Annotated in this window: 10 protein-coding genes; all 10 read right to left on the bottom strand. The window is 74.9% G+C overall.

Annotation, left to right across the window (positions count from 1 at the left end; all coding sequences use genetic code 11):
* Positions 1–73 precede the first annotated feature (73 nt).
* On the bottom strand, positions 74–796 hold the full coding sequence (locus tag ACI79Z_RS05435) for an FkbM family methyltransferase (RefSeq protein ID WP_456901966.1): 723 nt from the start codon (positions 794–796) through the stop codon (positions 74–76).
* A gap of 212 nt (positions 797–1,008) precedes the next feature.
* Entirely contained in the window at positions 1,009–4,626 is a 3,618-nt protein-coding gene (locus tag ACI79Z_RS05430; RefSeq protein ID WP_456901965.1) for an eCIS core domain-containing protein, read from the bottom strand.
* Between the two features lie 119 nt (positions 4,627–4,745).
* A complete protein-coding gene (locus ACI79Z_RS05425; protein WP_456901964.1) occupies positions 4,746–6,851 on the bottom strand; it encodes an ATP-binding protein in 2,106 nt (701 codons plus the stop codon).
* A complete protein-coding gene (locus ACI79Z_RS05420) occupies positions 6,848–8,707 on the bottom strand; it encodes a hypothetical protein (RefSeq protein WP_456901963.1) in 1,860 nt (619 codons plus the stop codon). Before ACI79Z_RS05420 ends, ACI79Z_RS05425 begins: the two co-directional genes overlap by 4 nt.
* Positions 8,708–8,750: 43 nt before the next feature.
* Positions 8,751–10,571 (bottom strand): hypothetical protein, encoded by a 1,821-nt coding sequence (locus ACI79Z_RS05415; protein WP_456901962.1) that lies wholly within the window; start codon positions 10,569–10,571, stop codon positions 8,751–8,753.
* 50 nt (positions 10,572–10,621) lie between these two features.
* The gene (locus ACI79Z_RS05410) at positions 10,622–12,883 is read right to left on the bottom strand and encodes an IPT/TIG domain-containing protein (protein WP_456901961.1); all 2,262 of its coding nucleotides are present in this window, start codon (positions 12,881–12,883) and stop codon (positions 10,622–10,624) included.
* 10 nt (positions 12,884–12,893) lie between these two features.
* The gene (locus ACI79Z_RS05405; protein ID WP_456901959.1) at positions 12,894–14,444 is read right to left on the bottom strand and encodes a hypothetical protein; all 1,551 of its coding nucleotides are present in this window, start codon (positions 14,442–14,444) and stop codon (positions 12,894–12,896) included.
* Positions 14,441–17,314, bottom strand: coding sequence for a phage tail protein (locus ACI79Z_RS05400; RefSeq protein WP_456901958.1), 2,874 nt, complete (start codon positions 17,312–17,314; stop codon positions 14,441–14,443). Before ACI79Z_RS05400 ends, ACI79Z_RS05405 begins: the two co-directional genes overlap by 4 nt.
* Entirely contained in the window at positions 17,314–19,530 is a 2,217-nt protein-coding gene (locus ACI79Z_RS05395; protein WP_456901957.1) for a hypothetical protein, read from the bottom strand. The genes ACI79Z_RS05400 and ACI79Z_RS05395 overlap by 1 nt, the downstream gene beginning before the upstream one ends.
* Positions 19,527–19,934, bottom strand: a complete 408-nt coding sequence (locus tag ACI79Z_RS05390; RefSeq protein ID WP_456901956.1) for a GPW/gp25 family protein — start codon at positions 19,932–19,934, stop codon at positions 19,527–19,529. The genes ACI79Z_RS05395 and ACI79Z_RS05390 overlap by 4 nt, the downstream gene beginning before the upstream one ends.

Here is a 19,934-nt window from a genome sequence, read left to right as displayed (position 1 = left end):
TCCACGTCGTCCGGCGACGAGATGCCGACGCAGATCCGTGGGTGCGGCGAGGCCCCCGCCGGTGCGCCGGTCGTCACAGGGCCACCAGCTCGAACAACCCACGGAGGTGCTCGTCGTCCAGCAGGGAACGGGGGTCGACCGGTTCGAGGGCCGGTGTGAGCAGCTCGCGGTAGGTCGACAGGACGTCCAGCAGCCGCGTCATCCTGGCCAGCGGGTCGGGCCAGAACCGCGCGTGCACCGACAGGAACAGCGGCGGCCGGGAGCGGGCGAGGAACGGGGCCGACCCGGACAGGACCTCGACCTCTGCTCCCTCGATGTCCATCTTCAGCAGGGCGACCGGCCCCGCGGCCCGCTCGGTCAGCAAGTCCTCGAGCCGCACGCCGTCGACCACCCACGAGACGCGCCCGTCGGCGAACAGCAGGCTGGACATGCTGTCCCCGCCCTGCACGGAGGTGATGTTGCCGAGCCGCGCCGGTCCGGTGCACTCGGCGACCGCCACGGGGTCGACGGTGACGTGGCCGGCCAGCTCTGGGTTGCGGGCCAGGTTGGCGAGCAGGACGGTCCGAGCGGTGGGGTCCGGCTCGACGCTGTGGCAGGAGATGCCCCGCGCGGCGGCGTACAGGCTGAGCGGCCCGATCCAGGCACCGACGTCGACGAACGTGCCACCCGGTTCCAGCAGGGACTCGAGGACGGCGAAGGAGTCCGGCTCCCAGTCGCCGCTGCACACCCGCCGCCAGAACGCGGCGAACTCGTCGTCCTGGACCTGGAAGCTGACACCCCGGACGGTCACCTCCACGGTCTCACCTCGCCTCCGAGCGCGACCGGTGATCGGCGGGACCCCGCTCCGCCTCACCGCTCGTCCCGCCAGGACCCGCGGGGAGACCCGCTCACCGGTGGAACGCGGGCCGGAGCCCGCCCGGAAAGCTAGGTCCTGCTCGTCACGGGACCGTGAACCCGCCATCATCCCGATCGCGGCGTCATAGCGAGCAAGCCGCTGGAAACCGGGTCTCAGGGCCGCGCGCCCTCCGCGATCGCGGTATCGAGGATCGCGATCGCGTCGTTCAGTTCACGGGTGGCGGCGGTCTGGATGTCGGTCAAGGGCGGGACCGCCGTGGCCTCGTTGCGGCGCGCGCCACGGGTGCTCGCACCGTCCGGGGCCGCGTGCTCCTCCTGGACGACCTCCCAGGTGAGGTCTTCGTACCACGGCCGCTCCCGGCCCAGCGCTCGGATGACCCACGCTCGCATCACCTGCTCCGCCTCTCGCTCGCCCGCGTCAGAGCGCTGCCAGTAGCGATCCGCCATCGCCTCGAAGTCGGCTGCGAGGCTCGAACGTCGGGCAGCCTCTCGCTTGTTCTTCCGAACGGCGGCTGCCTGGTAGATCATGATCGTCGTCAGGCTCGCATCCTCCGATCTCATCGTCTTGCGGTCCACGACGTGGCTGTGCGTTCCAATGACGTCCCACAGGCCCCTCATCACGGCGAACGGGATGACGTGCTCGGACTGCAGCACCCAGAGTGGTACCCCTGAGTTGAGCAGACCCGTCTCCTTGGCGCCGTGCTTCTGCAGCTGCCCGATGCCGGGCGCCGAGCCGCCAGGGCCGCCGATCGGGTTCTTGGCCGCGATCCATGCCGCGACCGCCTTGGCCGCGGCCGCCCGATCGTCTCGCGACTTCGCGGCGTTGTACGTCGAGACCAGTGCCTGCAGCTCGGCGTCCTTGATGGTGTTCACGAGCACCGTGCCGGAGTGCAGCGCGAGCGCACCGCGGGGACCGTCGTCCTTAAGGTGGTGCACCTGGCCGGCAACCGTGACCGTTTCGTCGATGGCACCCAGGCCGGCTCCGTCAGGCGCGGCGGAGTCGCGGTCCCCGCCGCCGATCAGCGCGAGGACCTGCTGGACCATCTCCTCGAGGCGGTCGAGGAGCCAGTCGAGGGCCTGGTCGACCACCTCGCGCACGCGGCCGACGATCTCGACGATCCGCTCCCCGATGTTGGCGAGGCCGACCTGGTTGGCCAGGAAACCGATCGCCACGGGGATCATGGACGCGAGTCCGCGCTCCACCCGCGCGGCGCCCGGCTCGATGTCGCCGGCGGCGACCGACGCGAGCGTGGCGACGTACTCGTCGACGATCTGCAGCAGCTCGCGGACGTACTCGATCGCGGACTGGACGGCGTTGAAGAACGCCGTGAAGCCGTTGATGACCGCCATGATCCCGGTGGGGTCGAGCATGCTCAGCAGCTTGGCGACCACCCGCCCGACGACCTGCTCCATGATCCAGTCGGTGGCCGCCTGCAGCACGGTGTCCCACAGGTCCCCGAGCCGGCCCTCGAGGTATTCCCACAGCGCGCCGACCCCGCGCTCGGAGACGTCGCGCACCACCGACCAGATCCCCACGACCTGGTCGATGGCGCCACGGATGCGGTCGATGGTCTCCGGACCGAACCGTTCGCCCAGCTTCTCCCAGATGCGCTCGACCGAGACGTCGAGGACGTCGAGCACCAGGCCGAGGACCGAGGACAGCGACAGGTCCGCGGGCGGCTCGATCCCCGCGGCGCGCAACCCCCGGAAGAGCCAGTCGACGAGGCCGCCGGTGAGGTGTGTGAGGAAGTTGTCGAAGAAGCCGGACAGGCCCCGCCGGACGGCGGCGAGCATGTTGAGCAGGAACCCGATCGGGTCCCGCTGGATGTCCTCGAACGCCAGGAACGCGTTGCTGACGATCCGGCCGATGAGGTCGGTCGGGAAGTCCATCAGCGCGAGCAGCAGCTCGAACACCGTGCCCAGCACCACGCGCAGGAACCGGAAGAGCCGGCTCACGGGCTCCCCGAACCGGTTCCGGATCTGCGTGAACACGCCGAGCGGGTCGATCAGCGCGTCGATGGACACGACGGCGTCCCAGATGCCACGGAACAAGCCGAGGACGAACTCCCAGGTGATGCCGAGCTCGGAAAGGGCGCCCTCGATCCGGGCTCCGGCCTCGGCGACGACCCCGGTCTCCGTCAGCCGCTCGTAGACCGCCTCCCCACCCGGCAGCAGCGTGATGAAGCCCCGGATGACGTTCACCGCGGTCCGGGGGACCTGCTCGCCGGTGAACGGGTTGCGCCCCAGGACGACCGTGAGCAGGTGGAACCCCGGGAGCTCGTGGGCGAAGGAGGACAACCAGCCCAGCAGCGCGTCCTTGATCAGCGCGATGACCTGGGAGGCGACGGTGCCGGCGAAGTCCCAGACCCGCTGCAGGTACGCCCCGACCTGCTGCACGAGCGCAGCCAAGTTCGCCGGCAGGTCGGGGAGGTTCTCCGGCTGGACGGCGTCCCAGGCGGCGGCGAACAGCGACGTCAGCTCGGTGAGCAGGTCGGCGAAGGTCGCGATCTGGGTGTCCAGCCAGTCCGCAGTGCGCTGCAGGGTGCCACGCACGCGCATCTGCTCGAGCTCGGTCTCCTTCCCGATGAGCCGCAGGAAGTCGGCGAGGATCTCGACGGTGGGCGCCTGCACCTCCTCGCCCCGCAGCGGGTCGTGGTGCAGGACCTTCTTGACCAGGTCCCACGCCGTGTTCTCGGCCAGCAGGCCCTCGGCGACGCCGACGAGGGCGTCCTTGACGAGATCCAGCAGTGGCGGCAGGAGCGAGGACGCGAACCCGGTGACGTCGTCGAGCAACGCGCCGGTGCGCCGTTCGAGGACGCCGACGTTGTAGTCGAAGAGGTCGGTCCGGGTGAACTCCATCTCGTCCCACGCCTCGGAGATCGTGCGTTCCAGACGCTCCAGGGACAGGTCGAACGCGGCCAGCTGCTCGTCCACGAACGCGAAGGCGGGGTCGAGGACCCCGAGGTCACGCAGCTGGTCGAAGACGTAGCTGCCGGCGGGCACCAGCCCCATGAGCCCGCCGACCAGGTTGGTCGCGTTCCGCTCGACGTCCTCGTCACGCAGGGGGTCGTAGCCGATGACGACCGTGAGCAACGTGTACCCCGGGATGTGCCGGGCGTAGTCGGCCAGCTCGTCGGTGATGAAGTCGGGGAGGCGCTGTACCTCCTCCGGTCGCCGGGCCGGGACCCGCTCCGACCGTGCCGCGCCCTGCTGCACCACGTGGGTGGCCTCGTGCGCCATCAGCGACGTGTCGTAGGCGGATTCGCCCCGGTTGAGGAAGACGTCGCCGCCGACGGTGAAGGCCCGGGCCGCCAGACTGGTCGCGGCATGGGCGGCATCCCGGCCGGTGTGGACCCGGACCCCGGTCAAGGCGGCGCCGACGTGCGGCTCGATCGACGCGCGCACCGATGCCGGCAGGGCCGCGCCCGGACCGGGGTCGGTGATCGTGGCCGCGGTCCGAGGGGTCATGCGGGGCGTCGTCGCCGCACCGGCCCGCCGCCCAACCTCCCGGTCCTCGGCCACCTGCCGCCGGACCTCCCGGTCCTCCTCGGGAACCTGGCGCCGGACCTCCCGGTCCTCCTCGGGAACCTGGCGCCGGACCTCCCGGTCCTCCTCGGCCACCTGCCGCCGGATCCCGTCGTCGACCGGTGCGCCGGTGGCGACGTGGGGCGTGACCGGCGTGGCGCCGGAGATCACGCGGGCGGCGACGTCGTCCGCCTCCCGCTCGGCCGGCTCCTGCGGCACCGAGACCCGCGTCCGGGGCTGCGGCATGGCGACGCGCGGCCCTCCCGGTGTGACCCGGACCCCGCGGGGGGCCGCCGCCCCGTCCCGCTGTGGTGCGGACCGCGCCCGGGTCGGCAGGTGCGGTCGGCGGGTGGCGCGCAGCTGGGTCACGTCACCAGGCCGCGGAACGTCCGGGCGGGCGAGGTCGGGTGCCGGCGGCCGCTGGGGTCGTACGGCGAGGTGGCGCCGGACTTCCGGTACTCGTTGGCCACCGCCGGCTCCAGGTGCTCGCCCCCGACCGGGCGGTCGTCCTGGAGCGCAAGCAGCACGGCCAGCAGGACGGCGTTGCGGATCTGGCCGCCGGTCATCGCGCACCGGTGGGCCAGCTCGTCCAGCAGGGCCCCCGGCACGCGGTGGCCCTCGGGCAGGTGCAGCGACCAGATGTCCCGCCGTTCCCGGGCCGTCGGCGGCAAGAACGGGACCGCGACGTCCATGCGCCGCTGGAAGGCCGGGTCGACGTTGTCACCGGCGTTGGTGGTGACGACGACGATCCCGCGGTAGCCCTCCAGCCGCTGCAGCAGGTAGTTGGTCTCGAGGTTGGCGAAGCGGTCGTTGGCCGAGCGCACGTCGGTGCGGCGGCCGAGCAGCGAGTCGCCCTCGTCGACGAGCAGGACGACGTCGAGTTCCTCCGCCGCGGTGAGCACCCGGTGCAGGTTCTTCTCGGTCTCCCCCACGTACTTGTCCACCACCGCGGCCAGATCGACCCGGTAGACCTCCAGGCCCAGCCGGCCGGCCAGGACCCGGGCCGCCAGGGTCTTGCCGGTGCCGCTGGGCCCGGTGAACAGCGCCCGCACGCCACCGCCGGTGCCGGTGCCGAAGGCCACCCCGAGGTGCTCGTCGAGCCCGTCGCGGTACCGGCACCGCGCCTCGAGCTCGAGCAGCTTGCCGCCGGTCTGGTCGCCGACGACGAGGTCGTTCCAGCAGCCGCCGGTCTCCAGGCGGGTGGTGAGGGTGTCGAGCAGCTCCCGGTTCAGGTCGGCGGCCGCGGACCGGAGGTGGCCGGTCGTGACCTCCGGCGCGCCGTCCACGTCGGCGAGGATCGTGGCCCCCCGTGCCACCCGCTCGATGTACGCACCCTGCAACCGCCAGCCGGCCGCGACGCGTGGCAGGTCGGGGACCGGTCGGGTGCCGAAGGCGGCACGCCACCGCCGGGCCCGGTCAGCCGCGCCGAGCGGTGGGACCTCCAGGGACACGACGCGGTCGTGACCGCCGCGGTCCAGGCCTCCGGTGGACCCCAGCACCGCCACCAGCGGGCCGGTCAGCGCGGGGGGCCGGGCCAGCTCAGCGGTCTCCCCGGGCGCGAGGTCGAGCTCCACCACGGGGACGGCGTCCAGCGCGACGGCGAGCGGCCCGATCACCGGCCAGCTCGGCGTGCCGGTCCGCGCCCGGTCCACCCGCAGCACCCCGTGTCCGGCGGCTCGGGCGATCGCCCCGGCCAGCGCCCGCCGGTCCGAGCCCGCGGACCCGCGCACGCTGAGCAGGTCGACCGAGCCGTCCAGGACCGCGGCGACGGAGGCGGCCCGGGCCAGGACCTCCGGGGGCAGGACGAGGTCCGCCAGCTCCGGCAGGTCGGCCGGGGGCACGTACCCGGTGCCGCTGTCCAGCGCCGGCCCGGGCACACCACGCAGCACCTCCCAGAGCTCCCCGCGGACCTGCGCCACCCACTCGGAGCGGGGCGCTCCGGGATCGGGTACCTCCACGAGTCCCACGTCGACCAGACGCCGAGCGGTGACCGCGGTCAGTTCGACGTCGCCGCCGGCCAGCCCCGCACTGACGGCAGCCAGCAGCTCCAGGCTGGGACGCCGGCTGCCGCCCCCGGTGAGCTCGGCGAACACCGGCCCGAACCGGGAGTCCTCCTCGACCAGCCCGGCGCACAACAGCTGGATGCGGCCCGGCGGGGCCAGCGCCGCTGCGGCGTCGAGCCGGCACAGCGGCAGGCCGCGGCGACCGGCGTCCTCCCAGGCGGCGATCGTGTCGGCCCACCAGCGGTGCCCGTCCGCCCACGCCAGCCCCGCGGGCAGGTACGGCAGCGCCGCGTCCAGGTAGCCGGCCAGGAAGGGGTGGCGGGCCAGCACCCCGCCGGGGTCCCCGCCCGGGTCCAGCCGGCGCAGCCGGTCGACGACGGCGAAGACCGCGGCGTGCAGGCTCACCTGGAAGTGCGCCCGCGGGGTGAGTTCGATGCCGTCCAGCCGCTGCTGCACCGTCGCGGTCACGTCGGACCCCGCCGGCCGGGCCCCGGGGTGCGGCCGGCCAGGGCGTCGGGGTCGAAGTGGAAGGAGACCACCCGCCCGAGTTCCGGCACCCACCCGGGATCCCGGTCCAGGCCGGCGCGGCGGACGGCCACCGTGGCGCTCTCCAGCGGGAACCGGACGTCGACGTGCGTCCGGTCCCAGTGGACCAGCGCCGGGCGGACCAGCAGGACCGGTGCCAGCTGCCCGGCCGGGCAGTCCAGCACGTGGACCAGGACGTCGACCGCGAAAGGCCGGACCGCGCCCAGCCAGCACCGCAGCGCAGGGGCTGCGCCGGCCGCCAGTGTGGAGGTCACCGGCACCGGGTCCGCCGGTGCGGCGGGGACCTCCATCGCGGCCCACGCCGCCGGCGGCCCGAGCCGCTCGGTCCCCGGCACGGTGCCGGTCTCGGTGAGGACGCCGCGACCACCGGCGAGGTCGGCGAGCACCGGCCACACGGGATCGTCCTCCCGGGCCGGATCCGCCGGGACCAGGGACCGGGCCAGCAGCTCGATGGCGCCCCATCCGCCCAGCCGTCGGCTGACCGACGAGCCCGGGCCGACGGCATCGGGCAGCCCGAGCCAGCGCGCCAGCTGCACCAGGAAGAACACACCGCCGAGGCCGGTGACCGTTCCCGTCCCGGCCGGGTCCAGGACCTCGCCGTCGTCGACCCCTCGCCGGCCGGCCTCGGCTCCCGGCGGCTGCGCCGCCCACGCGGGACCCGGCACGGCCGGTCGGGAGGGGGCGCCACGCGGTGCGGGCGGTGCCGGCTCGGCGACGCCCGGTGCCCCGGCTCGCTGCACCGCGCCGGCTCGCTGCACCGCGCCGGCTCGCAGCGCCGCGCCGGCTCGCTGCGCCGTGCCCCCTCGGCGCGCACCCTCCCGCCGGTCGACGGCCGGGGCTCCACCGTGTCCGGCCGTCCGCACGCGACCGACCGGATCCGGAGCGGCCGTGCCCGACTCGAGCTGCTGGGCGAGCACGGGCTCATCGAGCGGTGCAGCACCGTCCTCCGGCGCCGGTTTCGCGACGGTGTGGCCCGCGACCGGGGCAGCGGGCCGGCCGCTCCGGTGATCCTCAGGCGGCTCGGCGGCCGCGTCGAGCCGGCCGAGGATCGCCCGCACGACCCCGGGAGCGCGGGCGGTCGCCGAGCCGGCGACGAGGAGCCGGCTCACGGCGAGCAGCAGCCGGTGCCCGCGCGGCAGCGCAGAACCCGGCGGGACGGTGCCGGCCGGCGGCGGCGCCGCCCCGACCACCCCCTGTCGTTGCGACGTCGGCGGTGCCGGCGTCGCGATGGCCTCGGCCAGCTCCGGGACGTGGTGGGCGGTGGCCACCGCGACGGCGACCCGCACCACCTCGTCGCCGTCGAGGGCGGCCACCACGGCCTCGGCTCCCCCGAGCTGGTCCAGGACGGCGATCACCGCCGGCACCAGCGCAGGGTGACCGGCCAGCAGCTCGCCGGCGCGGCCCCGGGGGGCCAGTCGCGGCCCGACGTCCCGCCACCACCACCGCTGCCGGGCCCGTCCCGAGGCCAGGTCCGCGGCGTAGACGGCGAGTAGCTCGGCGATCCCCGCGAAGCGGACGGCCGGGGCGTCCGCCGGCACCGGGCCCGCCGCGGGGCGGGCGGCCGTGCGCCAGCAGGAACCGACGCGGTCGGCGACCCGGGCGGTCAGACCGGGGAACTCGTCGACCTGCCCGGGCCTCCAGGCCGTCTCGACGTCCAGCCGCCGGACGATCAGGACCGGGTGCGGCGACCCGCCGGCCGGCCCCAGCTCGGCCCGGGCCAGCGCGCGGGAGATGCCCAGCCGCAGCACGGGGGTGTCCGCCGCGGCGTGGACACGCACCCGGCCGATCGCATCCTGGGTCGTTGCGGACACGATCGGGGCCTCAGGGCCGCAACCGGCGCAGCAGCCGGCCGACCAGGCCCAGGAGGCCGAGGCAACCGCCGCGTTCCACGGCCTCGACCACCGTGATCAGCGTGACCGAGCCCTCCTCGGGGACCTCGAAGCGGTAGAGGGCCTCGCTCACGCGGGTCGCGCCCTGCAACTGCTCCCGCCAGCCGGTGAGCGGGCCCTCGTGCTCCACGTGGTAGCCGAAGGCCGTGCCGGGCCGCAGCAGGCGGTACGTGGTCCCGTCACGGGTCACGTCTACACCGGTGTCGTGGAACGTGTGGTAGCGGATCGTCGGCTGCAGCTCCGCCCGGTCGTTGGGGTCGGTCAGCGCGTCGGCAGCCCGCTGCAGCAGCGGGAGGTCGACGTCCTCCAGGGGGTGCGTCCGCCGCTGCGGCGTGACCGGGGACTGCCGCGGCGGCTCCCGGTCCAGCACCGGGGGCATGTTGAGCCTCTCCACCAGGACGTAGGTGGGCCGCGGTGTCCCGGGGACCGGGCTGGGGCCCAGCCCGACGTTGCTGATGGATGCGGTGCGGGCGAACCGGGAGGCGCTGACGAAGTCCATGTTCCGCCACACGCTGGCGGGGTTGAACACGTGCGCACCGGTCAGCGTGACCAGGATGCACTGGTGCCGCGACTTGGTCCCCCCAGCCCCGTAGTCGGCGGCCTCCTCGGGGTTGAGCTGCCACCGCATGGTGATCGAACCCTTGGCGCCGTCGGGGATGCTGCCGGGGTTGTCCGCCGGGTTGGTCGTCCCCCCGGTGGCGGGGATCAGCGTCCAGGGCGCCGACGGGTGTGCCACCGAGCCCCAGTTCGCGATCCGGAACTCGGCGGAGATCTCACCGGGGTCCACGGTGGCGCCGGTCCGGTTCTCGGGCCGGGCCTCGAAGACGTTGTCCGAGACGAGGTTGATGCGTGACGTCGGCGTGTTCTGCGTCCCGACGTCGGAGCGGTCCAGCCGGACGAACCCGGTGGTCGGGCACTCCGGGTCCCCGGGGCCGGAGCTGAGGTGGAAGGTGTCCCACACCGCCGGGCTGGGGACGTGCAACACCGACGGCAGCCCGCAGAAGTCGGCGACGCAGGAGTTCCGCGGCCAGCTGTAGGGGGCCAGCAGGTCCCCGGGCAGCTCGATGGAGATCTCGAACCACATGCGGAAGGTGGCGTCCAGGTCGAGGTGGGTGTCGACGTCCCCCGACCCGATCGGCACGCGCATCTGCACCGCCCAGCGGTTCGACGGCACGTCCAGCCACACGCGGGTGTTGACGTCCAGCCAGCTGGGGTTGGCGCCCTCGTTCTCGTCCCAGTTCCGGACGGTGCCGGCGGCGGCCCCCGAGGCGGGGGTCGTCCACACGGTGAAGGCGGCCGCCGGCTCCGCCAGCTTGCCGGTGTTGGAGGCGAAGGGGGTGACCCGGACCACCATCGGGTCACCGGAGCGGCGCCCGAACCCGATGAAGAGCGCGTCCTCGCTGTGGTCGACGCCGTCGTCGGCCTTGACCCACCACGACAGGTACAGGTGCGGGTCGTCGCCCTCCCGGACGTGGAGCATGCGCACCAGCGCGTCCTCGGCAGTCGACGTGCCGAACGTCGGGGACGTCGAGGCCACCCCTCCGCAGCAGCCCACCGGTGACGGCTCGATCGCCGGATAGCCGATCCCCAGGTGCCCCTGCCAGCGCGGGTCGTCCAGCCCGAGCGGCGTGGTGATCGACGGCGACGCAGTCGGCCAGGCCGCGTGGCCGTTGAGCACGTCGATGCCCGGCCAGGTGGGCGGCTGTCCGATCAGCCCGGGGACCCCGATCGCCTCCGGGATGCACAGCGTCATGTCGGCTCCTCTCGGTGGGAGTGCGGTCCGCGGGACACCGGGCCGGGCACTCAGAGCACCTCCAGCAGGAAGGTGACCTGCGTCTGGCTGGGTCGCCCCGGTCGCTGGACGGCGAACGCCACGACCGCCGACGGTGGCGGCGGCGCGGTGGCCCGCTGCACCGTCACCCGGGCGGTGCGGCGCGCCACGCCGTCCTCCAACTCGGACGGCGGGATGTCCTCGAAGACGCCGTCCTCCGGTTCGGACAGCACGCTGCGCCACGGCCCGGTCAGGTCGCGGGGCTCGACCCGGACGTGGTAGCTGCCGGGCTCGGTCACCTCGACGAGGAGCTCGATGTCGGCGGTGGCGCCGGGCGACATCCGGAACGCGTCGCCGACCCGCTCGACCGTCCCCGTGTGCACGTCCGTGTCGACGACGAGGATCGTGATGGCCGGGTCGGCCGGGATCGTCGGGGTCCCCGTGCGGAACACGCGGGTGTCCGCGGCCGTGACGTCGGCGACGGTGGCGCCGAGGCTGACGGTGAACTCCGCCACGTCGGGGACCGGGTCGACGGCGACGACGAGGGGGGCGACCTCGTCGGGCTCCATGGCCACCGGGTCGCTGATGGGGAGGCCCGAGGCGTCGCGCAACTCGGCAGCGGCGAGGAACTCGTCGGGGGATCCCCCGAGGCGCACCTGCACGTCGGCGGCCTGGTTGAGCGCCGAGCGCAGGGTGTAGCGGATGGTGGCCGGTGCGCCGCCCTCCAGCTCAGCGGGTTCGACCGACTCCCAGGTCACGTGCAGGTCGCCGAGCACCGGCTGCACCCGGTGACCGACGATGACCGGCACGGCGTCGCTGTCCACGCCGTTGGAGACCTCGAGGGTCACCTCGCTCCCGTCGGGGTCGACGGCGAGGCTGGTCGGCACGTCGACCAGCAGCCGGGTGTCGGTGGAGCCGGGGAGGGCGGCGGTCGCGGTCGCGTCGAACCGGACGCGGGCCTCGCCGGTGGAGAACCCGAAGCCGCGCCCGCGGATCTCGATCCGCTGCCCCAGGGAGAGGGCACCGCCGGGGAACACCGCGTCGATGACGAGCTCCTCGCCGAGGAACGGCATCCGGCTGGTGCAGAAGAGCAGATAGGCAGGGCTGCCCGCACCGGGATCGTCGACGGCGTAGACGAAGAGCACCTCACCGCTGGTGACGTCGATCGCCGGGTGCCGGAACGACTCGTCGAGGATGGCGCCCACCCGCGCCGCGGCGATCCCGACCGGTCCGCGGACCACCAGGTCGCCGAACACGGCGCCGGGCTCGAAGCCCGGCCGCCCCGGGCGCGCGACGGGCACCAGGCCCGCGGCCGGGAGGTAGCGGAACCGGTTGGTCAGCGCGAAGGTCGCGCGCTGGGCCGCGGTCAGTCCGTCCCGCACCGTCGACAGGTGCTCCTGGAACTGGCTGAAGCCCGCGCGCCCGAGGACCTCCCGCGCCGGGCCGGCCAGCGACTGCACGGCGGTGTACGCCGGCCACGAGGCGCGTGGCCGGCGGACCGCCCACGAGTCGACGAAGCCGACACCGTCGAACGACCAGGAGACGACGGCCAGCGGGACCTCGCAGTCCAGCAGGGTGTCGCGGTACAGGATGGCCAGGGCCCCCCGGTCGACCCGGTCGGGGACGGCACCGAAGGGGTCGGCGAGCAGGTCCGCCCACGCCCGGGTCCCCAGGAACAGGTGCGCCACGACGTTGCGTGCCAGCGGGCTCTCCACGACGGTCCCGAGCGACCCCAGGACGGCGTCGTCGGCGTCGTCGTGGCCGGCCTCGGCGGCGAGGCCGGCCACGTCCAGCGTGACCAGGCGGAAGGAGACGCCGTCCACGGTGTACCTCGGCCCGCACTCGGTCGCCGCGCCGGTGCCGAGCGCCGGCACGCCGGCGGCACTGGACCGGGCCGCCGAGGCCGGCCGCAGGACCAGCAGGTACAGCCCGGTGCCGGTGGCGGCCGCCGACGACGACACTGGGTCGCACACGGTGAAGACCCCGTCGCCGGAGGCGGTCTCGGGCGGCACGACGAGCGACACGCTGACGTCCACGGGGAGTTCCAGCACCTGCCCGAGCCGGTCGACCGCGAGGCCCGCGCTGACGTGCACCGAGGCGGGACGGGAACCCGGCCGGACGGCCAGCCCGGAGGTGATCCCCTGCCCCCCGGCCCGGCCCAGCCGCCCTAGGCCGAGGTGGTTGGCGAGCTGCTCGGCGCGGAGGTCCTCCGCGGTGAGCACGCGGCCGTTCCAGAAGGCCACGTGCGCGATGCCGCGGGTGAGGAAGGCGGTGTCCAGCGCCGTCTGCTCCATCGCCGGCTCCTCAGCCCAGCCGGCCCGGCGAGCGGTGGAACGCGGTGACCGAGGTGTCCCCCTCGCCGGCCTGGCCGACGAACCAGATGCCCAGCCGCTCGGCCCACGCCAGGAGCGTGCGACCGTCGGTCAGGAGGATCTGGTCCAGCGCGAAGGTGAACCGCACCAGCGGGGCCTCCTGCCGGACACCGACGGAGAACACGTTGCGGAACGGGCGGCTGGTGCCCTCGGGGCCGATCTCGCTGAGGAAGGGCGCGGTGGCCGTCTCCCGGTGCACCAGCACGCCCCCGTCGATCCCGGCCACCTCCACCCGGTTCTCCGGGGCGTCGAGGTGGAACCACACGAGATACCCCGGCTCGTCCCCCTCCCTGCGCGTGTCCTCGATGCTGACCAACGGCAGCACCCACGGCCGCCGCGCCGTCCAGGCCCCGGAGTGCAGCAGCAGCACGTCGCGTTCGGCCGGGGTCTGCGCGTCGACGGGGACGCCCTGGACGGCGGTCAGGCGTGGTTCCGGGTAGGCGGCGGTCAGGTCACCGCCGGCGCCCTGACCGTGCACGAGCGGTTGCCCACCGGCGGTGGACGGCGGCAGGTCGACGAGCCGGTGCCCGGCAGCGCTCAGGTCCCCCGAGAGGGGTCGGGTGCCGTCGGCCAGCAGGTACTGGGGGTGGTCGTCGTCTCCGAGCCCGACGAGCTCGCCGTGGTCCTCGACGTCGGTGTCCGCGGGCCGGGCGAGCAGCGCCTCCTGCAGCAGGCGGGTGCTGACCAGCACCGGGCGCGTCGAGTCGTCCACGGTCGCGGCGGCCACGCGCAGACCGCCGGGCTCCTCGACGACGTCCACCCCGACCGTGGCCAGGAGCACGCAGGGATCGGGAGCGGGCACCGGCAGGCAGGCCCGGCCGGCGGCCACCTCCGGGCGCCGCTCGACGGCCCACTCCCGCAGCAGCGCCACCACCGCCGTCGCGTCGGGAACGGACCCCCCGGAGACGTCAGGCCGACCGTGCAGCTCCTCGACCAGGTCGGTGAGGTCGCCGCCGGGGCCGCCGGGCGCGACCTCACCCACCAGGGGCGGCGGCTCGAAGGTCAAACGCAGCTCGAAGGAGTCCATCAGCCGGGAGGCGGCGCGGGACTCCTCGGCCGGCAGGCACGACTCCACGGGGATGGGCACCTCGTCGGTCTCGCACTGCGTCCAGCACAGGACCACGTGCACCGGGAAGGACGGCGGCAGCCCGCCGCTGACGCCGTCACCGGCGGTGCTCTCCTGCAGCCAGGCCTCCAGCGAGGCGCAGTACTCGGCGGGCACGCAGATCACCCGGCCGGCCGGGTCGACCGCCAGACCCGGCTGCACGTGCAGGCGCCCCGTGGTCTCGTCGTAGCTGACCGCCAGGCCGGAGACGGTGCCGTAGCCGTGCAGGGCCCGGATCCCCTGGTGGTCCCGCTCCCGGTGGTGCACCTGGTCCTGGCGGAACTCGTCCTCGCCGAGCACGAGGCCCAGCCGGTAGTTCACCCGCTTGCGCGGGTCCGGTGCGGTCACGCTCGTCCCGGCGGGTGCGAACCCGGTCACGGCGCCCCTCCCGTCCCGGCCGGCCCGCGAGCCGGCCGCTCGATGCGATCCCGTCCGACCACCCGCCGGTCCGCGCGCCACGTCGCCCCACCGGGAACCGCGGCGTGCGCGAGCCGGCCACCGCCGAGGACCACGTCCACGTACCGGCCGCCCTCACCGACGATCGACTCCAGACCGACGCGGGCCTCCCCCACGCGCAGCGCGGCCCAGTAGGGCTTGACGTCGACCAGGGTGTGCGCTGGCCGGTCGACGTCGACGACCCGCTGCACCCGGCCGAGGCGCCGCGCACGCTGCTCGTCGGTGTCCGCCAGTCCGACCGGGACGAGCACCGAGCAGCGGTGGGCGGCGCGGCGGATCGGCAGGACGGCGGAGACGAACACGATCCAGTCCTGGAGCGGGACGCCGTCGGGGGGCAGCCGGACCGGCAACTGCACGTCGTTGAACGCCGCCGGCTTCCCGGCGCCCTGGAGGTTCCAGGCCGCGTGGTAGTCCTCGACCCGGCGGTAGCGCTGCTCGAGGAAGGCGCGGAAGGCGCTCAGGTCCGCGTCGGAGCCGACCTGGGCATAGGTGACGGCGAGCTGGCCGCGCACGAACTCCGTCCAGTCCCTGGCCGCGGCCGGCTCGACCGGGGTCAGGGCGGGGAAGCGCCGCGGCCCGCCCGCCGGCGACCGGCCTCCCGGTGCCGGCTGCCGCAGGCGCGTGAACTCCAGCCACCGGGCCTCGAGGCGGGAACGTCCGTCGGCGAGCTGCCACCGGGGACCGGGACTGCTGACCCGGGGACCGCCCAAATCACCGGGGTCGCCGAACACGACGCCCGGGACCGACCTGGTCCGGTATGCCTCGACGATGCGGACGTCGTAGCCGGTCACGGGGGCGTCCGGGTCGAAGAGGGCATCCGTGGGGCACGGGTGCGTGGCGAGCCGGATCGCCTCCCGCAGCCCCCGCACGGTGCCGCGCCGGGTGAACATCCGCGCCGCGTGCCGCACGAACAGTCGCGCCCGGGCCGGCTCCCAGTCCGGCTCGACCACCGCCCCGAGCCAGGACGCCAGCCACGGCAGGTACTCGGGATCGGTCGTGCCGGGGTCCAGCAGCCGCTGGACGTCGGCGATGCGGCCCTCGAGTGTCGTGTACATCCCCTCGACGTTGGCCAGGTAGCGGTCCAGGAAGGACGCCGACTCGCGGTCGTCCCGGTAGATGGCGGGCAGGTACCGCTCGAGGTAGGAGAAGCGCGGGTAGTGCAGCCGCAGCGCCCAGATCCGCGGGCTGCGGCGGCCGTCACCCTGCAGGGTCAACCGCACCTGGAGGTAGCGCCCGACGGCCCGCTGGAGGAGGAGCTCCCAGCTGCCCTGCCCGGGGCACGGGTTCCCGTCGGGATACCGGTGGTAGGCGACTTCGCTGCCGTCACCCCGCAGGTATGGCGCCGGTTCGGCGCGCCACGGCAGGCCGTCCAGCACGCTCGCGTCGTCCCCGGCTCGGGTCGCCACCGTCACCGAGCAGCCCGAGGGGACGACGGCGTCCAGCACCAGCCGGTGCCACACGGTCCCGGGCGTGCCGGCGTCGAACCCCCGCCCGGCCACGTGCTGCCCGATCGCGAGCGGCGGTGCGAGGACGACCGTCCCGGCGTCCGGGAACCGCTCGACGACGTGGGTCGGCACCGGGAACCAGCGGTCCTCCAGGTCGTACTCCGCTCGCGCCCCGGTGCGGACGAGGGCCTTGCCGCCGAACAGGCGGAGCGGGTGGTAGGCGGGCACGAGGTCGGCACCGGAGTCCTCGACGCGGAACTCGAACGCCTGGTCACCGCGGTCGTCGACCACATACAGGGTGGCGAGGGCGCCGTCGGCCGCGTCGCCCGGGACGGCGACGAGGTCGTGCCCGGCCGTCCCGGCCAGCGCCTGCGGGGCGTTGCCGCGCTGGTCGCTGCAGGAGAACCCGGGCTCGGCCGGTCCACCGCCGCCGTCCCGCAGTCCGAAGGGCAGCCGGGTGGCGCCGCGCCAGCGGGACACCTCCATCCGGCCCCCGGGGCCGTGCCGGTCGAGCACCAGCACGGTGCGGTCCGGCAGGGCGTCGACCGCCACTGCCCAGACCGTGTCGAGGGTGGCGGCGCAGCCCGCGGTCGCCCGCTCCGGGTCGACGGAGGTGCCCGGTCGTGGCCCGGGTGCCGGCGACGGGCCGCCGTCGGCCGGCTCGAACCACGACCGGACCGGCTCGGCCGCACCGGCGCCACCCAGGTCGACCACCCGCAGCCTCCGGTCCAGCTGCCACAACCGGGCCGGGCCGGGGGCGGTGGGGTCGGGCACGTCGAGGACGACGACCCCACCCCCCGGGAGCGCGGCGAGGTCGAACGGACGGACGGCCAGCTCCGCGGGCCAGGTCGTCGTCACCGGCGGCCCACCACCGAGCAGGTCGAAGACCAGCAGGCCGGCGACGTCCCCGCCGGCCGGGTGCTGCGCCGGCCCCAGGACCCCGGCGACGAGGTACTGGTCGTCGGTGACCGCCAGCCCGGACAGGCACACCGGCGCGGCCGGCGGCGGCATGCAGACGCCGAACCCCCCCGGGGGCGGCGCGCTCGGCTGCTCGGCCACCGGCCAGTACCGGAACGCCGTGCCCCCGGCGCCGAGCACCCGGATCTCGTCACCCGCGGGACCGATCCAGAACCGGTTGCCGAGCCTGTCGACGTCGGCACCGCGGCGGTCGGTGGGCACCAGCCGCGGAGCCTGCGGCCGGGCGGCGAACAGGAACGGCCGCGGACGCAGCCCGAGGGTGTTGCGGCTCGCGTCGAAGCAGACGTCCCGCTGCCGGGGCGGGACGATCGCCGCGGCCCAGTCGTCGGCCCCGAGGACGAGGTGCAGGCGGGTGCCGTTGACGTCCATCAGCAGCACTCCTCGGGGATGACCGGGACCGGCAGGGCCGGTTGTGGTTCCTCGGTGACGCCCTGCAGGTCGGCCACGGGGAGCGGGTCGCCCTGGCGGACGTCCAGCCCCACCAACCGTGGCAGGTGCAGGACCGTGGGCAGCGTCACCTGGTCGACCGGCGTGCCCCCGGCACCGGCGAGGAGGACGTCGAAGACCTTCACCACTCCGTCGACGCGGGCCGCGACCGCCAGCAGCTCCAGTCGGTTGACCGGCGTGAGCAGCGGCCAGCCGGCGCCGGGGTGGCCGCCGGTCAGCGGCGACAGGAACGTCCGCAGCGCCGCCTTGACCGCCTCCCGGACCGGGCCGACGGCCCGACCGGCAGTGACGTCGACACCGACCGACACCCACACCGGCAGGTACACCGGCCCCCGCAGGTGGATCTCCGTGGTCACCAGCCGGCGCCGGTCGACGTGCTCGCACACGGCGCGCAGGACGCTCTGGTCCGGCGCCGGGGCGTCCGGAGACGCCGGGTCGTACCGGGGCAGCACCACGAGGGTGACCACGCCGGGCACCTGCTGGTCGGGCAGGTCCGGGTGCACGAGCGACAGCACCTCCACCCGGGCCAGGTCGGTGCCGGGGGTGGCCCGGACCACCTCGGCGAAGTCGTCGGCGGCGACCATCCGGTCGCGGTGCCGGACGAACGCCGCGATCGACCGCTCGGCCTCCGGGACCGTCTGCGGCTCGGTCCCGCCCCAGGTCGGCAGCGGGTTGGTGACGCCGGCCCCGGCCGGCAGGAACGGTGCCTTGGTGATCGCACCGATCCCGACCAGGCCCTGCCGGCCGCCGCCGAAGTCGTAGGTGGCCACGATCGGGGCACCCCGGGGCGGACGGGCGCCGTGCAGCCCGTTGCCGAAGAACACCTCCCCGGACGCCCGGACGACCCTCACCACGCGGCTCGGGAGAGCGGACGGCGCGCCGGGATCCGGGCCGGCCCGGGACGCCGGCACCTCGGGGCCGGCGTCCAGGAGGTCGTCGACGAGCGCCCAGGACTCGCCGTCCACGGTGACGGTGACGCTGTCCAGCAGCACCGGGACATTGGCCAGCCGGAACTGCTGGTCGGGCCGGCCGGTGCCCGTCCCGACCAGCTCGCGGGCGACGTGCGCACGCTGCTCGACGAGCGCGGCGTTGGCCCCCAGCCAGCTCAGTCGTGCCGCTGCCCGCCCGGCCACGTCGGCTCCGTCCCCACCGCCGGCCGGCCGGACCCGGATCCAGGTGACCAGGCGCTCGTCGTCCTCCCCCTCGAGCGCCGGGGGGAAGCGGCCCACGCCGGACTCCAGCGGCTCCAGATCCGTCCACGTGCCGAGCCCGTCCGCGGCCGGCAGCAGTAGCTCGACCGTGCCGGGCGCCACGAGGACGTTCCCGTCGGTGCGGGACTCGACCGGCCGGTAGCGCGGCACCCGGCCGGCAGCGGTCCCCGGCAGCGGGGAGGACACGTCGGGCACGTGGAACTCCAGCACCGCCGTCGCGGTACCGGCGCTGGACCCGGCGGGGTGCAGCACCGCCGTGTCGCCGGTCAGGTCGGGCACCACGCCCAGGGTGAGCACCTGCCCGCCCAGCACCTCTCGGGTCGCGGCCACCTCGGCGGGACGGCGCGCGAGCACCGCCAGCCAGACGGTGCCGTCGACCGTGCTGTCCAGGTCCAGCGGCGCGGTGCCGGTCGCCGACCAGGCGACCGGTTCGGTCTCGTAGAACTCGAAGCCGCCGGCGTCCTGCAGGAAGCTGCCGTACAGCAACGCGTACTGCTCGGCGAGGTCCTCCTCCGCCGCCCGCCGGCGCTTGACGTACGGGCGGACCTCGGCCGGCACGGCCGTCAACCCCGTGGTCGTGCGGAACGGGACCCGGCCGGCGAGGACCTCGCGGTCGGCGGGGATGGTGACCGCCTCCAGCCGTCCCCGGGTCACCGAGAACGCCACGACTCCCCGCGCCGCCGTCGCCGGGGCGGGGCTGATGCCGAGCAGTTCGAGGAACGTGACCCGCACCCGCTCCGGGATCCGCCCCGCCTGGTACAGCAGGTTCTCCGTCATGAACGCCCACAGCTGCAGCAGCGTCATGCCCGGGTCGCTGTCGTTGTGGTTGACCCACTCCGGGTTGTGCACGGGGATGCGGGCGGTGACCTCAGCGAGCAGCTCGCGGTACGTGCGGTCGTCGATGCGCGGTGGCTCGAGCGTGGTCACGTCGCCCCTCCCCCGCCGACGGCGACCGACAGGTCGACCGACTCGCGGGTGGCGGTGGCCACCAGCCGGTAGGACACCGCGACGGTCGCGCGGCCCGGGTCACGGGGATGACGGCCCACCACCACCGCCTCCACCGCGATCCGCGGTTCCCAGCGCCGCAGCGCGTGCAGCACCCGCTCCTCGATGAGCCGGTGGGTCGCCGGCACGTTGGGTTCGAACAGGACCGCCCGCAGGCCGGCACCGAAGCCGGGGAGCATGACCCGCTCCCCCGGCTCGGTGGTGAGGATGATGCGGATCGACTCCCGGACGCTGCGCGGGCCGACGGCCCAGCCGAACCGGCCGTCGGCGTCCAGCCGCGGCGGGAAGGCCACTCCGCGGCCGAAGAGGAGGGCGTCGGTGGGCAC

It is taken from the genome of Geodermatophilus sp. SYSU D00663, from assembly GCF_054050655.1.
Note: the sequence above shows the minus strand (reverse complement) of the source record. Positions and strands in the feature narration are given on the sequence as shown.